The sequence below is a fragment of the Proteus sp. HMSC14B05 genome (assembly GCF_001808035.1).
In the GTDB taxonomy this organism is placed as follows: domain Bacteria; phylum Pseudomonadota; class Gammaproteobacteria; order Enterobacterales; family Enterobacteriaceae; genus Proteus; species Proteus mirabilis.
This window is the reverse complement of sequence record NZ_KV791997.1, coordinates 1-18,756: the sequence shown is the minus strand read 5'-3', so window position 1 is coordinate 18,756 and position 18,756 is coordinate 1. Positions and strand designations below refer to the sequence as shown.

The window sequence follows — 18,756 nt, the reverse complement described above, 5'->3', positions numbered from 1 at the left end:
TATTAAAGCTTCTTAGCTTTTTCTACTGCTTCTTCGATAGTACCAACCATGTAGAACGCCTGCTCTGGCAGGTGGTCATAATCACCGTTCAGAATACCTTTAAAGCCACGGATTGTGTCTTTTAGGGAAACGAACTTACCTGGTGAACCGGTAAATACTTCAGCAACGAAGAATGGCTGAGATAGGAAGCGCTGGATCTTACGCGCACGCGCAACAACCAGTTTATCTTCTTCTGACAGTTCATCCATACCTAAGATAGCGATGATGTCTTTCAGTTCCTGATAACGTTGCAGGATAGACTGAACACCACGAGCAACATCATAGTGCTCTTGGCCAACTACCAGTGGGTCTAACTGACGACTGGTTGAATCCAGTGGGTCAACCGCAGGGTAGATACCTAACGAAGCAATTTGACGGCTCAGTACCACTGTCGCATCTAAGTGAGCAAAGGTGGTTGCTGGGGATGGGTCAGTTAAGTCATCCGCAGGTACGTATACCGCCTGAACAGAGGTGATAGAACCTGTTTTGGTTGAAGTGATACGCTCTTGCAGAACACCCATCTCTTCAGCCAATGTTGGTTGGTAACCTACCGCTGATGGCATACGACCTAACAGTGCTGATACTTCTGTACCGGCTAAGGTGTAACGATAGATGTTATCGACGAATAACAGTACGTCACGGCCTTCATCACGGAATTTCTCAGCCATAGTCAGACCAGTCAGTGCAACACGCAGACGGTTTCCTGGTGGCTCATTCATCTGACCGTAAACTAACGATACTTTGTCAAGAACGTTAGAATCTGTCATTTCATGATAGAAGTCGTTACCCTCACGAGTACGCTCACCAACACCAGCAAATACAGAGTAACCTGAGTGCTCGATCGCGATATTACGGATCAATTCCATCATGTTAACTGTTTTACCAACACCCGCACCACCGAACAGACCGACTTTACCACCTTTAGCAAATGGACAGATTAAGTCCATAACTTTGATACCGGTTTCAAGCAGTTCTTGAGAGTTTGATAACTCTTCGTAAGTTGGTGCTTCACGGTGGATTGACCAACGCTCTTCGGTTTCAATCTCACCTTTCATATCAATAGGTGTACCCAGAACGTTCATGATACGTCCTAAAGTCGCTTTACCTACTGGTACTTCAATTGGGTGGCCTAAATCTTCAACTTTTAAGCCACGGCTTAAACCGTCTGATGTACCCATTGCGATACAACGAACGATACCACCGCCTAACTGTTGCTGAACTTCCAGCACCAGTTTTTCTTTACCATTCATAACCTCAAGAGCGTCGTATACTTTAGGGACGCTATCCTGAGGGAACTCGGCGTCCACTACGGCGCCGATTACCTGGACAATCTTTCCAGTAGCCATCTTGAATCCTCTACGTAATTCGTAAACCTAGCTGTTATACCGCGGCTGCACCAGATACAATTTCTGTCAGTTCCTGAGTAATGCTTGCTTGGCGTGCTTTGTTGTACACCAATTGCAGTTCTTTAATCAGATTACCACCGTTATCTGTAGCGGCTTTCATCGCGACCATTCGTGCTGCCTGCTCACTCGCTAAGTTCTCTACGACGCTCTGATAAACCTGCGATTCAATATAACGACGCAGTAAAGTATCCAGTAACGTCTTAGGATCAGGTTCGTACAGATAATCCCAAGATTTTTCTTTCAGTTCTTCATCATCACCTGGTGGTAATGGTAAAACTTGCAGAATTTTAGGCTCTTGGGCCATGGTATTGATGAACTTATTTGCCACCACATACAGTTTATCTAAACGACCTTCGTCATAAGCCTGCAACATGATATTGACTGGGCCGATAAGGTCAGATAGTTGCGGATCATCACCCATACCTGTTACTTGACCGACAACATTCCCACCTACAGAGGCAAAGAATGAAACGGCTTTAGAACCAACAAGGGCTAAATCTACTTCTACACCTTTATCAGACCACTCTTTCATGTCTGCCAGCAGTTTTTTGAACAAGTTAATGTTCAAACCACCACACAAACCACGGTCGGTCGAAACAACCAGGTACCCGACACGTTTAACTTCACGCTCTTCGAGGTATGGATGTTTATATTCCAGATTCCCTAACGCAAGGTGACCAATCACACTGCGCATGGTTTCTGCATAAGGACGGCTGGCTGCCATGCGTTCCTGCGTTTTACGCATTTTCGACGCGGCGACCATCTCCATCGCTTTAGTGATCTTCTGTGTGTTTTGCACACTGGCGATCTTCGAACGTATCTCTTTTGCGCCGGCCATTTCTGCTTCTCCTCATGAACCAGACGGCCTAATGATCATTATTAGGCCGAATAGTTATTACCAGGACTGAGTCGCTTTGAAGTTGTCTAGCACGCCTTTCAGCTTCGCTTCGATTTCTTCGTTATAAGTACCGGTCTGGTTGATTTCTTTCAGTAAATCAGCATGTTCACGAGAAGCATAAGCTAATAAAGCCGCTTCAAATGGCACAACTTTTGAAATTTCAACATCTTCCAGATAACCACGTTCTGCAGCAAACAGAGATAAAGACTGTTGTGCGACAGACATTGGTTCGTACTGTTTCTGTTTCAGCAATTCAGTCACTTTCTGACCGTGGTTCAATTGTTTACGGGTAGCATCATCCAGATCTGAAGCGAACTGAGAGAATGCTGCCAGCTCACGATACTGCGCAAGTGCAGTACGGATACCACCAGAAAGTTTCTTCATAATCTTAGTCTGAGCTGCACCACCTACACGAGATACGGAGATCCCTGGGTTAACAGCTGGACGGATACCTGCGTTAAACAGGTTAGATTCTAAGAAGATCTGACCATCGGTAATAGAGATTACGTTCGTAGGAACGAATGCAGAAACGTCCCCTGCTTGCGTTTCGATAATAGGTAACGCAGTCAGTGAGCCGGTTTTACCTTTAACTTCACCGTTAGTAAAGTTTTCTACATACTCAGCGCTAACGCGCGCTGCGCGCTCCAATAAACGGGAGTGCAGATAGAAAACGTCACCAGGGTAAGCTTCACGTCCAGGTGGACGACGAAGTAACAGTGAAATTTGACGGTATGCGACAGCCTGTTTAGACAGGTCATCATAAATAATCAGAGCATCTTCACCACGGTCACGGAAGTATTCACCCATTGCACAACCCGCATAAGGAGCAAGGTATTGCAACGCTGCTGATTCTGATGCAGAAGCAACAACAACAATGGTGTTTTCTAACGCGCCATGCTCTTCTAATTTACGAACAACGTTCGAAATAGTCGATGCTTTCTGACCGATAGCGACATAAATACATTTAATGCCAGAGTCACGCTGATTAATAATCGCATCGACAGCCAGAGCAGTTTTACCTGTTTGGCGGTCACCGATGATCAATTCACGCTGACCACGACCAATTGGGATCATGGCGTCAACGGATTTATAACCCGTCTGTACAGGTTGGTCGACTGATTGACGGTCGATAACACCTGGAGCAATCATCTCAACAGGTGAGAAGCCATCATGCTCTACAGCACCTTTACCATCAATAGGTTCACCCAGTGTGTTAACTACACGACCAAGTAGACCACGGCCAACTGGAACTTCCAGAATACGACCTGTACATTTAACTTTCATGCCTTCTGCTAAGTCAGCATAAGGACCCATCACAACCGCACCAACAGAGTCGCGCTCTAAGTTTAATGCGATAGCGAAACGGTTACCCGGCAGTGCGATCATCTCACCCTGCATAACTTCGGCTAAACCGTGGATACGAATGATACCGTCACTAACGGAAACAATCGTACCTTCATTGTGAGCTTCACTCACTACATTGAACTGAGCAATGCGCTGCTTGATCAGTTCGCTGATTTCAGTGGAATTCAGTTGCATATGCTCCAGTCCCCTTAAGACTGCAAGACGTCAGTTAATCGCTCTAAACGGCCACGAACACTACCGTCGATGACAAGGTCACCGGCGCGTATAATCATGCCTGCGATAACGGACTTATCAATTTTGCAATTCAGCTTCACTTTGCGTGATAGACGTTTTTCCATCGCTGCAGAAATGTTAGCTAGCTGCTGTTTAGTTAGCTCAATGGCAGAAGTGACTTCAACATCAACCGTTGACTCGAGTACTGCGCGCAATTGAATAAATTGGCTCAATACTTCCGGCAATGTTGATAAACGGTCATTCTCAGCCATAACACGAATTAAGTTCTGAGCATGTTCATCAATTTGATCGCCACAAAGGTCGATAAAGATGTCAGCCAGTTTTTCTGATGCTAAAGAACCAGAAAGTAATTCGGTTACCTGCTCATTGCGTGCAACTTCAGCGGTGAATGCCAGCATAACCTGCCATTTATCGACAGCCTGGTTTTCCACAGCAAAGTCAAAAGCTGCTTTGGCGTAGGGGCGAGCTACCGTTGCTATTTCAGACATGCCCCTCCCTCCTTACAGTTCAGCGACCAGTTTATCAACGATGTCGCTATTAGCAGCTTCATCCACGGAACGTTCAATAATTTTCTCGGCACCAGCGATAGCCAGCATAGCGACTTGTTTACGAAGTTCTTCACGAGCACGTTTACGCTCTGCTTCCAATTCGGATTGAGCTTGTGCAACGATCTTACTACGTTCTTGCTCTGCTTCAGCTTTAGCTTCTTCAATCATTTGAGTGCGTTGTTTATTCGCAGACTCAATGATTGCTTGTGCTTCAGCTTTTGCTTTCGCTAACTGTTCGCCTGCATCGGCTTTCGCTAAATCTAAGTCCTTTTTCGCACGTTCTGCAGAAGATAAACCGTCAGCAATTTCTTTTTGACGTTTTTCAATGGCCGCCATAATTGGTGGCCATACATATTTCATGCAGAACAAAACAAACAGGACAAATGCGATGGCCTGGCCGAGGATTGTTGCATTTAAATTCACAGCACAATACCTCTTTCTTGGTTATTAACTAACTTGATGTTTTTACTGCTCATCACCATCATTAGGCGACAGCAAACATCACGTAAAGGCCCAGACCCACAGCAATCATTGGGATGGCGTCAACCAGACCCATAACGATAAAGAACTGTGTACGCAGAAGAGGGATCAGATCAGGCTGACGAGCAGCACCTTCTAAAAATTTGCCTCCGAGGATTCCGATACCGATTGCAGCACCGATTGCAGCTAAACCCATCATAATAGCGGCAGCCATGTACAGCAGATCCATACTCAGGTTTTCCATGACAGTCTCCAGTTTGTTTCAGTTATTTCTTTAAAGAGTTAATAATTAATGTTCTTCAGATGCCATCGACAGATAAACAATCGTTAGAACCATGAAAATAAAGGCTTGTAACGTAATAATCAGTATGTGGAATATCGCCCAAGGTAGGCTTAATAACCACTGTGACCACCACGGTAACAGACCAGCAATAAGAATAAAGATCAGTTCACCCGCATACATGTTACCAAACAGTCGAAGACCGAGTGAAACAGGTTTTGATAGCAGGCTTACCCCTTCCAGAATTAAGTTGATTGGAATAAATACAGGGTGATTAAAAGGCTGTAACGTCAGCTCTTTAGTAAACCCTTTTACGCCCTTCATCTTAATGCTGTAGAAGAGAATCAGGATAAATACACCAATTGCCATCGAAAGAGTGATACTCACGTCAGCAGTCGGAACGATGCGTAACGCTGGTAACCCTAAGATGTGTTCACCGATATACGGGATAAAATCAATTGGTAATAAATCCAGGGCATTCATTAACAGCACCCAAACGAACACAGTCAATGCCAAAGGTGCAATGACTTTGCTCTTCCCGTGATACATATCACGAACGCTGCTATCAACGAAACCAATGACCATTTCTACTGCAGTCTGGAATTTTCCCGGTACGCCACTGGTTGCTTTTACTGCTACTTTTCTAAATATCCATAGGAACAAAAGCCCCATGAGTACAGAGAAGAAAAGTGAGTCAATATTTAACACCCAGAATGATGGCGTATTTTCAGCATGGGGATTGACCAACTCGAAAGTACGTAGGTCCAACTGAAGGTTATTCAGATGTCCACCTATGTAGTCTCTAGTGGTTAATGCTTCTCCTGATGCAGACATGATGCCAATTACCCTTTTGTTGTTAAAAACGCTAACCGTTTATGACGGCTGGTGCAACGACCTGCATAACAAGCACCGCTAAGTAGGTCATGACCAGTGGTGCAAATGCCGCTTTAAACACTCCTAAAGCAACTATCAGCAAGGCTATTGATAATATAACCTTCAACCCTTCACTGAAAGCAAAAAGCCAGTTTATGCGAACTGAAGCTTCATTTTCATCTACTTTTTGTAAGCGTAGTAATAATAAAAATGCAATATTGGGTAACCAACATGCAATTCCACCTAAAAAAGCAGAAAAGCTCCAGTCTGTACTCTTAAAGTAGAAACCCGCACTGAGAATAACAAAAGTCATAAACTGCAAAAATAACAGTTTCAGTGCAACTTTCCCGCTGTAGAGGGAGACAGACATGACGTTTGTATTCTCCAGACTCGCTATCGTAAAAGGTATTACTGAATAATGTATCAAACTGTCTTTGCTATAAAGTGTCAAGTGACAAAAACGAGCAAATTATACGGGGCGTGGCAATGAATTCAATCAATAAGTAGCGAAAAAGTGAAGAATAATTTAAATTTTTTATGAAGGTTCCATTTATGGAAAATGATTAGCAACAAAAAGCGCAAAAATAATCAGCATAAACAGAAAAAATAATGTGATCTAGAACACACAAAATAGTATATAAATAAATTTTATTTCATAAAAATTATAATAGAGTTAACAAATAACTGCCTTTTTCTGAACAAAAACAGCCAAAAAGAAAAATAATTAATGATTTTTCAATTAAATAAATTAAATATTTTTGAGAATGCATAAATTTATTAATTTATTTTAGAAAGAAAAATAAAAAAATGAGGGGAATACAGGCAATTAAATAAAAAGATAATTATTTGTTACTTAATTGTAAAATATGGGTAAATATGGAATGACGCTATTTTATCCCTTAAAGTAAATAGCGATAACATTGTAAATGTTATCGCTAAAGCACAAAAAATGAAAAAAAAAGCCGATGAATAGCCGTCTACAGTTTAAAAAATAACCAGATGACGCTGTTCATTCAATTCGGGGATCGCTAAATTAATCACCTTTTCAGGCATCTTTAAACCATTTTCAGAAAGCTCATCAAGTTCTTCTTGATGAATCTGCCCTTTTAATGCATAAAAATGCCCGTGTTCTTCAGTGACTAAATGTGAACACCAAGAAAGCATATCTTTCATCGAGGCAAAAGCACGACTAATCACACCATCAAATGGTTTTTCTACTTGATACTCTTCAACTCGATATTGCACAGGTTCGATATTATGCAGAGCTAATTCATGCTGAACTTGTTTCATAAAACGAACGCGTTTACCTAAGCTATCAAGTAACACAAAGTGGTGATCGGGACGCATTATTGCTAAAGGAATACCGGGCAATCCTGGCCCGGTACCAACATCTATAAAGTTGTTTCCTTCAAGGTATTGACTCACAACTATGCTGTCTAAGATATGACGAATAAGCATCTGTTGAGGATCTCTGACAGAGGTCAAATTATATGCTTTATTCCATTTATCGAGCATAGCAACATAAGCGGTTAATTTTTGAGCTTGAACATCAGTTAACTCAATATTGGCTTGCTTTGCCAGCTTTTTTAACCGATTAAGTAAGTCACTCATGATGCACTCCGGCGTAATAAACCTTGTTTTTTTAACCAAACAAGTAAAATTGAGATAGCTGCAGGTGTCACACCGGAGATCCGCGATGCCTGACCTATTGAAGTTGGCTTGTGATCGTTTAGTTTGGCAATAACTTCATTTGATAATCCACTCACCTGTTTGTAGTCGATATCAATAGGCAATGCAGCACTTTCATTACGCAGTTGTTTTTCAATCTCTTCTTGTTGACGATTGATATAACCTTCGTATTTTACTTGGATCTCAACTTGCTCTGCCGCTTGTGGTCTCGAATCATCAATACCAGGAGCAAAACGAGGGATCTTTTTCAAAATCTCATAGGTCATTTCAGGACGACGTAATAAGTCTTCCCCATTCGCCTCTTTAGACAGTGGCGTTTTAAGTAATTGATTGATTTCTTCTAGGTTATCCGCTTTTGGATGAACCCAAATATCTCTTAAACGTTGACGCTCTTTTTCAACTAATTCGACTTTTTCACTAAATTGCGCCCAACGGTTGTCATCAACCATACCAAGTTCACGACCAATTTCAGTTAAACGTAAATCAGCATTGTCTTCACGTAACATCAAGCGATATTCAGCACGTGAAGTAAACATTCGGTATGGCTCTTTCGTACCTAAGGTACAAAGATCATCAACTAATACACCAATGTAGGCTTGATCACGACGAGGGAACCAACCTTCTTGATCAAAAGCATAACGTGCCGCATTAAGACCTGCTAATAGACCTTGCGCTGCTGCTTCTTCATAACCGGTAGTGCCATTAATTTGGCCAGCAAAGAATAATCCGTTGATAAACTTACTTTCGAGTGTTTGTTTAAGATCACGTGGATCAAAAAAGTCATACTCTATCGCATAACCAGGTCGGATGATCTTGGCATTTTCCATACCTTTCATGGAATTTACTATTTGCATTTGAACATCAAAAGGTAAGCTTGTTGAAATACCATTAGGGTAAATTTCATTGCTTGTTAAGCCTTCAGGCTCTAAAAAGATTTGGTGTGAATTGCGATCAGCAAATCGCATCACTTTATCTTCAATTGATGGACAATAACGAGGGCCGATACCTTCAATAACCCCGGCATACATAGGACTGCGATCGAGGTTGTTACGAATTATTTCATGTGTTTGCTCATTAGTATGAGTAATATGGCAAGGCATCTGTTCAGGATGTTGATCCACATTACCTAAAAATGAGAAAACAGGCATTGGATTATCACCTAACTGTGGCGCTAATTGACTAAAATCGATAGTTCTTGCATCAATACGAGGTGGTGTACCTGTTTTTAAGCGACCTACACGTAAAGGTAATTCTCTTAATCGATGTGATAAAGAGACTGATGGTGGATCACCTGCTCGGCCACCACTGTAATTTTCTAAACCAATGTGGATTTTTCCATCAAGGAAAGTTCCTACGGTTAAAACTACCGCTTTAGCACGGAATTTTAATCCCATACGAGTGACTGCACCCGTTACTTGGTCATTTTCAACAATGAGATCTTCAACAGGTTGTTGGAAGATCATTAAATTAGGCTGATTTTCAAGTGTTGTACGAATAGCTTGGCGATACAGTACGCGATCGGCTTGTGCTCTTGTTGCTCTTACTGCTGGCCCTTTACTTGCATTAAGGGTTCTAAATTGAATACCAGCATGGTCGATGGCTGTGGCCATTAATCCACCCATGGCATCGATCTCTTTTACCAGATGCCCTTTACCAATCCCACCAATAGCTGGGTTACAAGACATTTGGCCCAAAGTATCAATATTGTGGGTCAGTAATAGGGTTTGACGCCCCATACGAGCTGCAGCCATAGCGGCTTCTGTACCGGCGTGACCACCACCGATGACAATGACGTCAAAATGTTCTGGATAAAACATGTGTGAACCTTAAATGTTACGAAATGCTGAATGTGTTGCATTGGGAAAACGAATTCTACTCAACTTTTTGACAGATACAAGTGAGCATGATCCGCAGGTAATTATTTAAAGATCTTTTTATTTAAAGATCTCTTTATTAGATCTTTTATTAAGGAAGCGATCCTCTGTGGATAAGTGGATTTTCTATTTAAAGATCATAAAAGTGTAAAGGATCATATACTGTGAATGATCCGTGATCTAGATGCTGATAAGCTGGGATCAAAACAGCGAGTTATACACAGGTCATTTCTGGATATAGGCTTATACAATGGATAACTACGGGTTAACCCCTGCTTTTAAGCATAGTTATCCACATCTGACTGCTGTTTTTTTGTTCGATTTAAAGTAAATTTTTCCAAGTTGTAAGCCATTCCTCTGCTGGATCTTCCGGAATGTCGTGTTCTTGTATATCTATTTCTAGGCGATCACCTAATCGAACAGCCCCTTTTTCTATTAGTTTTTGATCTAATGTTCTGATCGCACCACAGAAAGTGTCATATTCACTACTTCCTATACCTACAGCACCGAAAGAAACTTTACTTAGATCAATGCCGTCTGCTGAGATTTCGTCAGCAAATGGCTGGAGGTTATCTGGGATCTCACCTGCACCGTGTGTGGAAGTGATCACCAACCAGATCCCTTCTTGCGGAAGATCATTAAGAGAAGGCCCATGGTGTAGATCTGTCTCAAATCCCTCTTTAGATAAGATCTCTTCGAGGTGTTCGGCGACATATTCAGCACTACCCATGGTGCTGCCACTAATTAGCGTGACTTTTTTCATTCATGATCTCCTTATGTTCAAGACGCGCTATTGTACGCTGTGAATCACTTGGGATCTACCTGTGGATAATGTGGTTATAAAAAAAATAGTTTTTTTTCGTTATGGCTTGATTGTCCTTGTTATCGGGTTTTGCAAAGAGATCAAGGTTTCTGTCGATTGGATTTCATCAATAGTCTGAATTTTGTTGATAAGTACGTCTTGAAGCGCTTCGATGCTTTTACACATTACCTTAATAAAGATACTGTATTGACCTGTTGTATAATAAACCTCAACCACTTCATCTAACTTATCTAGCTTATCTAATGCGGTATGGTAGTCTTTGGCACTTTTTAAAATGATGCCAATAAAGCAGCAAACATCAAACCCTAGTTGTTTTTCACTTATATCTACGCGTGTCCCCGTAATAATTCCTGCTTGCTTCATTTTTTCAACACGAACATGAATTGTGCCCGGACTTACTGCAAATTTTTTAGCTAATTCAGCATAAGGTGTTCGAGCATTCGCCATTAAAGCGTGAAGTATGTCACGATCGAGATTATCGATCTGATAAATATTGTCCATAAAATCCCCCTGTTTTTAATGATAATTCATTTTTATAGTGTTTTTTTTAACGATTTTAAATAGGCAAGGCTATTTTTAATGAAGTATATTGAATTTACCCCCGCTTTTGTTGCTTAATCTATCTCAGCAAAACACAACATCGCCACTAGGGATATAAAAAATGGAAAAATCATTCATTCAGACTCAACAACAAATTAGCTTTGTTAAATCATATTTTTCACGTTTATTAGAAAAAGAATTAGGCCTGATTGAAGTTCAAGGACCGATCTTAAGTCGCCTTGGTGATGGAACTCAAGATAACTTATCTGGTCATGAGAAGGCCGTACAGGTTAAAGTGAAATCTTTACCTGATTCTACCTTTGAAGTTGTCCATTCATTAGCAAAATGGAAACGTAAAACATTAGGTCGTTTTGGATTTAGTTCTGGTCAAGGTCTTTATACACATATGAAAGCCTTGAGACCAGATGAAGATCGCTTAACGCCAATCCATTCTGTCTATGTTGATCAGTGGGATTGGGAAAAAGTGATGGAAGGTGAGGAGCGTACACTACCTTACCTTAAGCAGACAGTGGGTAAAATCTATCAGGCTATAAAAGAAACTGAAAAAGCCGTCAGCGATGAATTTGGTCTGACACCGTTCCTGCCAGATCAAATTCAATTTATTCACACTGAAGAACTGTTACGTCGCTACCCTGATCTTGATGCTAAAGGTCGTGAAAAAGCGATAGCTAAAGAATATGGTGCTGTTTTCTTAATCGGTATTGGTGGAAAACTATCAAGTGGCGAAGCTCATGATGTAAGAGCGCCAGATTATGATGACTGGACAACACCTAACGAAGATGGCTTTGCTGGGTTAAACGGCGATATTTTAGTTTGGAACCCAGTATTGCAAGATGCTTTTGAAGTGTCATCAATGGGTATCCGCGTTGATCCAGAGACATTAATGCGTCAGCTAACTTTAACTGATGATACTCAACGTCTTGAGTTAGATTGGCACAAAGCATTAATGCATGGCGATATGCCACAAACAATTGGTGGCGGTATAGGTCAATCACGTTTAGTCATGCTACTTTTGCAAAAAGAGCATATTGGACAAGTACAATGTGGCGTTTGGCAACAAGATACCCGTTTAGCTTTTGCGGATATGCTGTAATTATTGACGCCAACGTCGTAGTAATCGACTTTTTAACCCAGTGTCAAAACGCCATATGTGGTCGAAAATTTTCATAATACTGGGTTTACCATAATTGGATAGGGTAACCGCATGGAAGCGATTATGCTGTTGCTGTTGGACTTTTTTGATTTTATTGATTAGGTTTTCGGGTAACCTTTGGGCAACAAAGTCAGAAATAACAACAGCATCAGCGTCTTTCCATGTCGGGGTATTAAGCTTATCTGCTACCTCATTTAAACAAGATGCTAAATCAGTTCCACCTCTAAATGTTTGATTCAAAAATTTAACAAGTTCTTGTAATCCATCAGAAGAAGATAATTGGTAATGGATCATTTCTGTTGAAAACAGCATGACATGACAGGCACGGTTATCCGCTAGTGCTATTTTCATTAGTGCTAAACCAAAGGCTTTAGCACATTGCTCATTAAATCCCCCCATAGAGCCAGAAGTGTCGATACAAATGATAAAAGGGCCTCTTGGCCGTTCTTCATCAAGGTGATGAGTGACTGGGCGTAATACTGTGCGTTCCTGCCAACTATCACCTTGTAAACGATAAGTATTGAGCTGTTTTTCAATGAGTTTACGATAAAACTCATACTCAACTTCATTTATGCCTAATAAAGCTAGTTCAGCAGGTAATAAACGTAAAATATCATCACTTAAGCCTATACCATTTACTTGCTCTGGCGTGGTATCCGGTGCTTTTTCAACGATTGTTATTGATTCAAAAATAACACTCTCTTCAGGAAGCGATTTCGCCGTTTTACTTCGCCCCAGTAAGCTGGCCAATTTATGTAATTCAGGTTGTTGATTTAGAAAGTCACTATAACGTTGAATAATTTTCTCATCATAGGGGGTTTTGGTAATAACGCCTTTGCTCATATCCCATAAACGGCCTGCAGCCCGTTCATTTTCAGAAAATGTATTACTTAAACTGCCACTTAATGCTAAGCGTTCTTGTAATTCTGCAAGTAACTGCTCTTGCTCTTGTTCAAACAGTGCTTTATGTAATGTCGTGACTTGAAATATTAAACTAATGCGCCAGCGTTGAATAAATAGAGCTTGTTGAGCTGGAGAAAAAGGTTTATTTGTTTTTATTAGTTGTGTTGCTTCTATAACAAATGAAGAATCAAGCTGATTTAGTTCTGTAAGAATATTGTCCACTTGCTGATTAAAAACAGCATTACATAATGATTGCGTTTGCTGATAAAGTGCAAATTCATCTGCGATGATGGTCGGCACCAGTGTTTCTTTCACTTTTTCTTGTAAGCTTTTTTTCCATTGATAAATGTCTTTTAGTAATGCTTTTTTTAATCTTGGATGTTTTTCAAAAAAAACAGCTAATTGAGGAGAAGCTAATAAAGTGATAATCACTTCTTCTATAAGCTGTCCTTCGTTTATCGCTAAAAGCATATCGATGGTAGAAAGTGTTAGCATGGCATGGTCACTTTATTTGACTTCTTAATTGAGATAATTTTTCATTTAATTGCAAAAAGCTTTGTTCTATAGAAATGAGCCAATCATTATCAATAAAGATATTGGGTTGATGATGATTAAAATTTTCTTGTTCAGAATAAATCTCTTGGGTGAGATCTTTTAATTTATCTAACCATTGTTGATTATCTTCAATAGGCTCTGTTTTGATGCTTTCTGACTGTTGGTATAACGACGTTGTTCGGCGACTAACATCCAACACCTCTAAGACACCATCTTGACGAATTTGTGCATTAATAGATTGTGGGAAACCAATACCATTTAATCTGGCAGAGAGTTCATCACCTTTATCTAAGAAAGTTTCTAATGCTTTTTTCTCAACAGTTATAAAGTTAACTTGAATACTATGTATATGCAGTGGAATATGTAAAAACAGCGTAAATTTATCAGACTGCATTTTTTCTGATAATTTGAAATGTATATTTCTACCAAACATACTACTTTGTTTTTCAAAGCGAAATGCTTGTTGATCTTGTTTGCTTCTTGTCGATTGCATCCATTCAGCCCACAGATTTTCTATTTTCTGTAAAAGTGTTAGCTGGTGGTATGCTTGTTCTGTTAATAGTGTTTTTAATAAGTCATTTAGCAGCGCAAAAGAAGCTTGATCATGCCAAAGGCAATCTTTTAACAGAATAAGATCTAAAGGTGATATAGCACTACGACCATTAAAAAAAGCACTGGCCTGTAATAGACGAACCGCTTTTTTCCAACGTCTGTCTGAAACATAAGGTGCTGCATCACTTTTATCGAGTGAGTCGCGAAGTTGATAAATTAATTCGAATAAGTGGTCATTCAAAGTAATTTTTTCTAACTCTGTTTGCCAAAGTAAAAATTCGTCTGTTGTAATTTGTAGTTGTTCAGGAATACGAAAAGCGCTGACCTCTTTATTAACTAATAACGCCCGGAAGTTTTTTTTATCTTGTACTTTTGATAACCAAATTCTAATCAGCATTCGATCATAAAGCGCTTCAAGACTGCTGTCTGAATCAGGTAGTTCATTAGAAGCCGAAACTAACAAACGCATGGGAATACTTACTTCGTTTTCGCCATTGCGAAATTTACGTTCATTAATTGCTGTTAATAAGGTATTCAAAATAGCGGGACCGGCTTTCCATATTTCATCAAGAAAAACAATTTCGGCGTCAGGTAAATAACCTTCGGTTAAACGTTGGTATTTTCCTTCATCTTTTAATGCTTGAATGGATAGTGGACCAAAAATTTCTTCAGGTGTTGAAAAACGGGTCATTAAATATTCAAACGCTTTAGCGTGTTTAAATGCCTCTTTCATTCTTCTCGCAATTAAGCTTTTAGCAATACCTGGAGGACCTAGCAAAAAAACGCTTTCTCCACTTAAAGCCGCGAGTAAGCAAAGCCGTATCGCTGATTGACGTTCATAAAGCCCAGTTTCAAGGTATTGGCTAAGTTGTGAGATCCGTTCTGCAAGTTGCATAAAGGCTCCTAATTAGGGTACTTATTTTCGTTATAGAGATGAAACTATCAAAAAATGAGTAATGACATATAGTCAATTATTCAATTAGTACACAATTCGTTTATAACAAAAATCGATTCAGCTTCCTACTGCTTCTTTTGGTTCTTTTTTGTTTTACTGGCGAAACGTTTCGATGGTGATCACGTTTTTTCATTAATGTTGCTGAGATGATCGATTTAAAATACGACATGTCATCAATTAATGGCATTAAAACATTATCACTTGATAGTAAGGAAATATCATGGAAGCGAAGAAATTAGTGATTTTAGGTAGTGTTAATGTCGATCATATTCTTAATGTTGCTCATTTTCCGCATCCTGGTGAAACTATTTCCGGTAATCAGTATCAGATGGTTTTTGGGGGTAAAGGTGCAAATCAAGCCGTCGCTGCAGGGCGTTGTGGTGCTAATATTACCTTTTTAGCTTGTCTTGGAAATGACGATATTGGTCAAAGTGCTAAAGCTCAGCTGATCACAGATAAAATAGATACAGATTGTATTGAATTAATTGATGATGAAGCCACGGGTGTTGCGTTGATTTTTGTTAATCAGCAAGGTGAAAACGTTATTGGTATACACGCTGGAGCCAATGGAAGGTTAAACAGAGAATATGTTGAACGTTATAACTCGGTGATTAAAAAAGCAGATGCTTTACTTATGCAATTAGAATCACCTCTAGATTCTGTATTAAAAGCGGCTCAAGTCGCTAAACAAGAAAGTGTGCAAGTTATATTAAACCCAGCACCAGCACAGGCTTTACCTGATGAATTATTATCTCTCGTTGATATCATTACACCTAATGAAACAGAAACTGAATACCTCACGGGGGTAAAAGTTATTGATGATGAAAGTGCTCAACGTGCATCTAATATATTACATGATAAAGGGATAGAAACCGTTTTAATTACTTTGGGTAGCCGTGGTGTTTGGGTTAGTCAAAACAATCAAGGAACGATGGTTCCGGCATTTAAAGTGACCGCAATAGATACTATTGCTGCAGGAGATACATTTAATGGCGCTTTTATAACGGCTTTATTAGAAGGTTTACCAATGATGAAGGCGATTAAATTTGCGCACGCAGCCGCCGCTATCGCTGTTACTCGTGCAGGAGCACAACCGTCAGTACCTTGGCGCCATGAAATTGAAGCTTTTTTGTCGCAGCATGACTAGCGTAAAAATAAGATTATCGCTATTTAGAGTGGCGTATAAAAGAGAGCTATAGGCTCTCTTTTATTTTTATATCTCAACTAATTAGTTTTCATTTTTCTTCTTATTAGTAAGGTTATCACCATCATGCTTATTAAGTAATAAGAAGACAAATGAAGAGAGTAGTGTAATAGCGCCGACAGTAATAAAAGTATAATGGAAGTTATCTACTGTAGAGCCGGCATTTTCTGCATCAAAATAATTTAAGATAGAAGCACTTACTGCAATACCAAAACTAATCGCTAGTTGTTGAGTAACGGCTAAAACACTATTGCCTGAACTGGCATTATTGTCAGTTAAGTCAGCGAGTGAAATAGTATTCATCGAAGTAAACTGAATTGACATGACAACACCTAATAAAAAGAGTGGTAATACTAGGTAATAAATAGACATATCAGGTGATTGTAAGGAAAACTGTGCAATCATCAGACCTATAATAATGGTTATTCCAAATAGTGTCCGGCGATAGCTAAATGTCACTAAGACTTTTGTCACAAAGGATTTGGCGAGTATAGAGCCCAAAGCCATTGGTGCCATCATCATACCTGAGATAATAGCAGGATAGCCAAAACCTACTTGTAACATCAGTGGCATTAAGAAAGGAATGCATCCTGTTCCTAAGCGCGTTGCGATATTACCCGCAATACCGACAGAGAAAGTCCGTGTTTTGAATATATTTAATGGTATTAAGGGTTGCTGGTGGCGTTTAGCGTGATTGATATAGAGACCAAGTAAAAAGAAACCACCTAAAATCACCGCAAGAGGGATATATCGAGAGATGTTTTTATCGCCAAAAAGATCGAGGCTGACGGATAACATGACTAAACCAAAACCAAAGAAAATAAAACCGAGTAAGTCAAATTTACGTTTTGGCATCGTAAAATTAGGCATATGTTTTATGGCGTAAAAAATACCAAGTAAGCCAATAGGAATATTAATAATAAATATCCAATGCCAAGAAGCATAGGTGACAAGGATCCCTCCCAATAATGGACCCGCAATTGGCCCCACAAGCCCCGGCATTGTGACAAAGTTAAGAATGGGAAGGAGTTCGCTACGAGGATAAGCTCTTAATAAAGCAAGACGAGCAACCGGCATCATCATTGCACCACCTATTCCTTGTATAACCCGCGAAATTACCAAAAAAGCAAGGTTAGGAGAAAGTGCGCATAATAATGAACCGCCAGAAAAGAGTGAAACGGCGATAATGAAAATCTTGCGAGTCCCAAATCTATCAGCTAACCATCCACTTACAGGAATTAATAAAGCTACCGTTAAAGTATAGCTAATTACGGCTGATTGCATGGCGAGAGGGGAGTGATTAAGACTTTTAGCTATATCAGGGAGTGCCGTATTTAATATAGTCGCATCTAATGACTGCATAAAAAAAGCCATTGCAGCGATCCAGGGCAACCCTGACATATTTTTGGCGGATTTTAACATGTAACAGATACCGTCTTTCTTTTATATTTAGCTTATTAGCCAGTATAAACAAAAAGACAATAAAATCGTATTAAAAATACTCAGTCATTTATTAATAGTATTAAACAAAGATCACGCGCTCTATTTCCATCTCCTTCTATAATCGCTTGTACAATTTGATTATGAGTTTCAGGCTGTACTGTTTCATTGCCAACAATTAAATCAAAATATTTTTTGTAGGCAGATAGAAAAAGAGAACCAAAAGAAGCAAAAAATGGATTGCCACTGGCTTGATAGATTAGATAGTGAAATTGTGTATCAATATCTAACCAATGCTGACGGTTAAAGTTATCTTTGAGTAGCTGCATTTCTGTAGCTAGAAATAATAGCGACTCTTTTTGTGTCTCTGAAGCATGTAATGCAGCTAAATAACAGGCTTGAGGTTCTATTGCTAAACGAACATGATGGAAATAATGACTCACCTTATTAAATTCACCGCTATCTATCCACCAATTAAGTAAATCATTATCTAATAGATTCCAATTTTGCATTGGCGTAACTCGAGTACCTATTCTTGGGCGAGGTAGTAACATACCTTTTCCAGCAAGCATTTTTATTGCTTCACGAATAACAGTTCGACTGACTGAAAGTAGTTCAGCGAGTTCTATCTCACCAGGTAATAAAGATTCAGGTTCGTAGTATCCAGAAAGTATTTGTTTACCTAGCTTTTCAGCAACAATATAAGAAAGATTTTTTTGGGATGCTGAGCGTTGTTCGCTTAGTTGCATAATAATAGTTACCTTTACCATAATTTGCTTTCTATATTACGTGAGTAATAGCAATAAAGCTGTTTGGATTTTAATCTATCAGTGTAAAATTAGAGCATTTTCATTCGTTTTGTTGAAAAATAGAGCGAACAGAAAAAAAAATGAAATAAATACTTGCGCTAATCTGAGAAGCCCC

At 39.6% G+C, this 18,756-nt stretch carries 18 protein-coding genes; 2 read left to right on the top strand and 16 right to left on the bottom strand.

What is annotated here, in order from left to right; all coding sequences use genetic code 11:
• Positions 1-2: 2 nt before the first annotated feature.
• The 12 genes from atpD to asnC all read right to left on the bottom strand — a co-directional run bounded on the left by atpD (position 3) and on the right by asnC (position 11,010).
• The gene (gene atpD / locus HMPREF3129_RS12995; protein ID WP_004246589.1) at positions 3-1,385 is read right to left on the bottom strand and encodes a F0F1 ATP synthase subunit beta; all 1,383 of its coding nucleotides are present in this window, start codon (positions 1,383-1,385) and stop codon (positions 3-5) included.
• Between the two features lie 34 nt (positions 1,386-1,419).
• On the bottom strand, positions 1,420-2,283 hold the full coding sequence (gene atpG / locus HMPREF3129_RS12990) for a F0F1 ATP synthase subunit gamma (protein WP_004246591.1): 864 nt from the start codon (positions 2,281-2,283) through the stop codon (positions 1,420-1,422).
• A gap of 57 nt (positions 2,284-2,340) precedes the next feature.
• Complete coding sequence (gene atpA, locus HMPREF3129_RS12985) at positions 2,341-3,882, bottom strand: F0F1 ATP synthase subunit alpha (protein WP_004246592.1); 1,542 nt, start codon at positions 3,880-3,882, stop codon at positions 2,341-2,343.
• A gap of 14 nt (positions 3,883-3,896) precedes the next feature.
• Positions 3,897-4,430 carry a F0F1 ATP synthase subunit delta gene (gene atpH, locus HMPREF3129_RS12980; RefSeq protein ID WP_004246594.1) on the bottom strand — a complete coding sequence of 178 codons (534 nt, stop codon included), beginning with the start codon at positions 4,428-4,430 and terminating at the stop codon, positions 3,897-3,899.
• A 12-nt stretch (positions 4,431-4,442) separates the two neighbouring features.
• A complete protein-coding gene (gene atpF / locus HMPREF3129_RS12975) occupies positions 4,443-4,913 on the bottom strand; it encodes a F0F1 ATP synthase subunit B (RefSeq protein WP_004246595.1) in 471 nt (156 codons plus the stop codon).
• Between the two features lie 61 nt (positions 4,914-4,974).
• A complete protein-coding gene (atpE, locus tag HMPREF3129_RS12970) occupies positions 4,975-5,214 on the bottom strand; it encodes a F0F1 ATP synthase subunit C (RefSeq protein ID WP_004246596.1) in 240 nt (79 codons plus the stop codon).
• Positions 5,215-5,259: 45 nt separating this feature from the next.
• A complete protein-coding gene (atpB, locus tag HMPREF3129_RS12965; RefSeq protein ID WP_004246597.1) occupies positions 5,260-6,084 on the bottom strand; it encodes a F0F1 ATP synthase subunit A in 825 nt (274 codons plus the stop codon).
• A gap of 31 nt (positions 6,085-6,115) precedes the next feature.
• Positions 6,116-6,493, bottom strand: coding sequence for a F0F1 ATP synthase subunit I (atpI, locus tag HMPREF3129_RS12960; RefSeq protein WP_004246598.1), 378 nt, complete (start codon positions 6,491-6,493; stop codon positions 6,116-6,118).
• A gap of 614 nt (positions 6,494-7,107) precedes the next feature.
• Positions 7,108-7,734, bottom strand: coding sequence for a 16S rRNA (guanine(527)-N(7))-methyltransferase RsmG (rsmG, locus tag HMPREF3129_RS12955; protein ID WP_036919382.1), 627 nt, complete (start codon positions 7,732-7,734; stop codon positions 7,108-7,110).
• Positions 7,731-9,629, bottom strand: a complete 1,899-nt coding sequence (mnmG, locus tag HMPREF3129_RS12950; protein ID WP_004246600.1) for a tRNA uridine-5-carboxymethylaminomethyl(34) synthesis enzyme MnmG — start codon at positions 9,627-9,629, stop codon at positions 7,731-7,733. Before mnmG ends, rsmG begins: the two co-directional genes overlap by 4 nt.
• A gap of 379 nt (positions 9,630-10,008) precedes the next feature.
• Positions 10,009-10,449 (bottom strand): FMN-binding protein MioC, encoded by a 441-nt coding sequence (mioC, locus tag HMPREF3129_RS12945; protein WP_004249871.1) that lies wholly within the window; start codon positions 10,447-10,449, stop codon positions 10,009-10,011.
• Between the two features lie 99 nt (positions 10,450-10,548).
• Positions 10,549-11,010, bottom strand: coding sequence for a transcriptional regulator AsnC (asnC, locus tag HMPREF3129_RS12940; protein ID WP_004246603.1), 462 nt, complete (start codon positions 11,008-11,010; stop codon positions 10,549-10,551).
• Positions 11,011-11,170: 160 nt separating this feature from the next.
• Between asnC and asnA the strand changes: the two genes are divergently transcribed.
• The gene (gene asnA, locus HMPREF3129_RS12935) at positions 11,171-12,163 is read left to right on the top strand and encodes an aspartate--ammonia ligase (RefSeq protein WP_004246604.1); all 993 of its coding nucleotides are present in this window, start codon (positions 11,171-11,173) and stop codon (positions 12,161-12,163) included.
• Here the strand turns inward: asnA and viaA are convergent, their stop codons facing one another.
• A complete protein-coding gene (gene viaA / locus HMPREF3129_RS12930; RefSeq protein ID WP_004246605.1) occupies positions 12,164-13,621 on the bottom strand; it encodes an ATPase RavA stimulator ViaA in 1,458 nt (485 codons plus the stop codon).
• A gap of 7 nt (positions 13,622-13,628) precedes the next feature.
• Positions 13,629-15,128, bottom strand: a complete 1,500-nt coding sequence (ravA, locus tag HMPREF3129_RS12925) for an ATPase RavA (RefSeq protein WP_004249869.1) — start codon at positions 15,126-15,128, stop codon at positions 13,629-13,631.
• A gap of 280 nt (positions 15,129-15,408) precedes the next feature.
• Here ravA and rbsK point away from each other — a divergent pair, with 280 nt between their 5' ends.
• Positions 15,409-16,335 carry a ribokinase gene (rbsK, locus tag HMPREF3129_RS12920; protein ID WP_004246607.1) on the top strand — a complete coding sequence of 309 codons (927 nt, stop codon included), beginning with the start codon at positions 15,409-15,411 and terminating at the stop codon, positions 16,333-16,335.
• An 81-nt stretch (positions 16,336-16,416) separates the two neighbouring features.
• Here the strand turns inward: rbsK and mdtD are convergent, their stop codons facing one another.
• Positions 16,417-17,814 (bottom strand): multidrug transporter subunit MdtD, encoded by a 1,398-nt coding sequence (mdtD, locus tag HMPREF3129_RS12915; protein ID WP_012368605.1) that lies wholly within the window; start codon positions 17,812-17,814, stop codon positions 16,417-16,419.
• 80 nt (positions 17,815-17,894) lie between these two features.
• Positions 17,895-18,581 carry a FadR/GntR family transcriptional regulator gene (locus HMPREF3129_RS12910; RefSeq protein WP_004249867.1) on the bottom strand — a complete coding sequence of 229 codons (687 nt, stop codon included), beginning with the start codon at positions 18,579-18,581 and terminating at the stop codon, positions 17,895-17,897.
• Between the last annotated feature and the right edge of the window lie 175 nt (positions 18,582-18,756).

Bases quoted from the DNA above. Each gene is read 5' to 3' on its own strand.
- rbsK (WP_004246607.1), top strand. From the start codon at position 15,409: ATGGAAGCGAAGAAATTAGTGATTTTAGGTAGTGTTAATGTCGATCAT.
- atpA (WP_004246592.1), bottom strand. From the start codon at position 3,882: ATGCAACTGAATTCCACTGAAATCAGCGAACTGATCAAGCAGCGCATT.
- atpH (WP_004246594.1), bottom strand. From the start codon at position 4,430: ATGTCTGAAATAGCAACGGTAGCTCGCCCCTACGCCAAAGCAGCTTTT.
- mdtD (WP_012368605.1), bottom strand. From the start codon at position 17,814: ATGTTAAAATCCGCCAAAAATATGTCAGGGTTGCCCTGGATCGCTGCA.
- asnA (WP_004246604.1), top strand. From the start codon at position 11,171: ATGGAAAAATCATTCATTCAGACTCAACAACAAATTAGCTTTGTTAAA.
- atpG (WP_004246591.1), bottom strand. From the start codon at position 2,283: ATGGCCGGCGCAAAAGAGATACGTTCGAAGATCGCCAGTGTGCAAAAC.
- mnmG (WP_004246600.1), bottom strand. From the start codon at position 9,629: ATGTTTTATCCAGAACATTTTGACGTCATTGTCATCGGTGGTGGTCAC.
- HMPREF3129_RS12910 (WP_004249867.1), bottom strand. From the start codon at position 18,581: ATGCAACTAAGCGAACAACGCTCAGCATCCCAAAAAAATCTTTCTTAT.
- ravA (WP_004249869.1), bottom strand. From the start codon at position 15,128: ATGCAACTTGCAGAACGGATCTCACAACTTAGCCAATACCTTGAAACT.
- atpI (WP_004246598.1), bottom strand. From the start codon at position 6,493: ATGTCTGTCTCCCTCTACAGCGGGAAAGTTGCACTGAAACTGTTATTT.
- atpE (WP_004246596.1), bottom strand. From the start codon at position 5,214: ATGGAAAACCTGAGTATGGATCTGCTGTACATGGCTGCCGCTATTATG.
- asnC (WP_004246603.1), bottom strand. From the start codon at position 11,010: ATGGACAATATTTATCAGATCGATAATCTCGATCGTGACATACTTCAC.
- atpD (WP_004246589.1), bottom strand. From the start codon at position 1,385: ATGGCTACTGGAAAGATTGTCCAGGTAATCGGCGCCGTAGTGGACGCC.
- atpB (WP_004246597.1), bottom strand. From the start codon at position 6,084: ATGTCTGCATCAGGAGAAGCATTAACCACTAGAGACTACATAGGTGGA.
- rsmG (WP_036919382.1), bottom strand. From the start codon at position 7,734: ATGAGTGACTTACTTAATCGGTTAAAAAAGCTGGCAAAGCAAGCCAAT.
- mioC (WP_004249871.1), bottom strand. From the start codon at position 10,449: ATGAAAAAAGTCACGCTAATTAGTGGCAGCACCATGGGTAGTGCTGAA.
- viaA (WP_004246605.1), bottom strand. From the start codon at position 13,621: ATGCTAACACTTTCTACCATCGATATGCTTTTAGCGATAAACGAAGGA.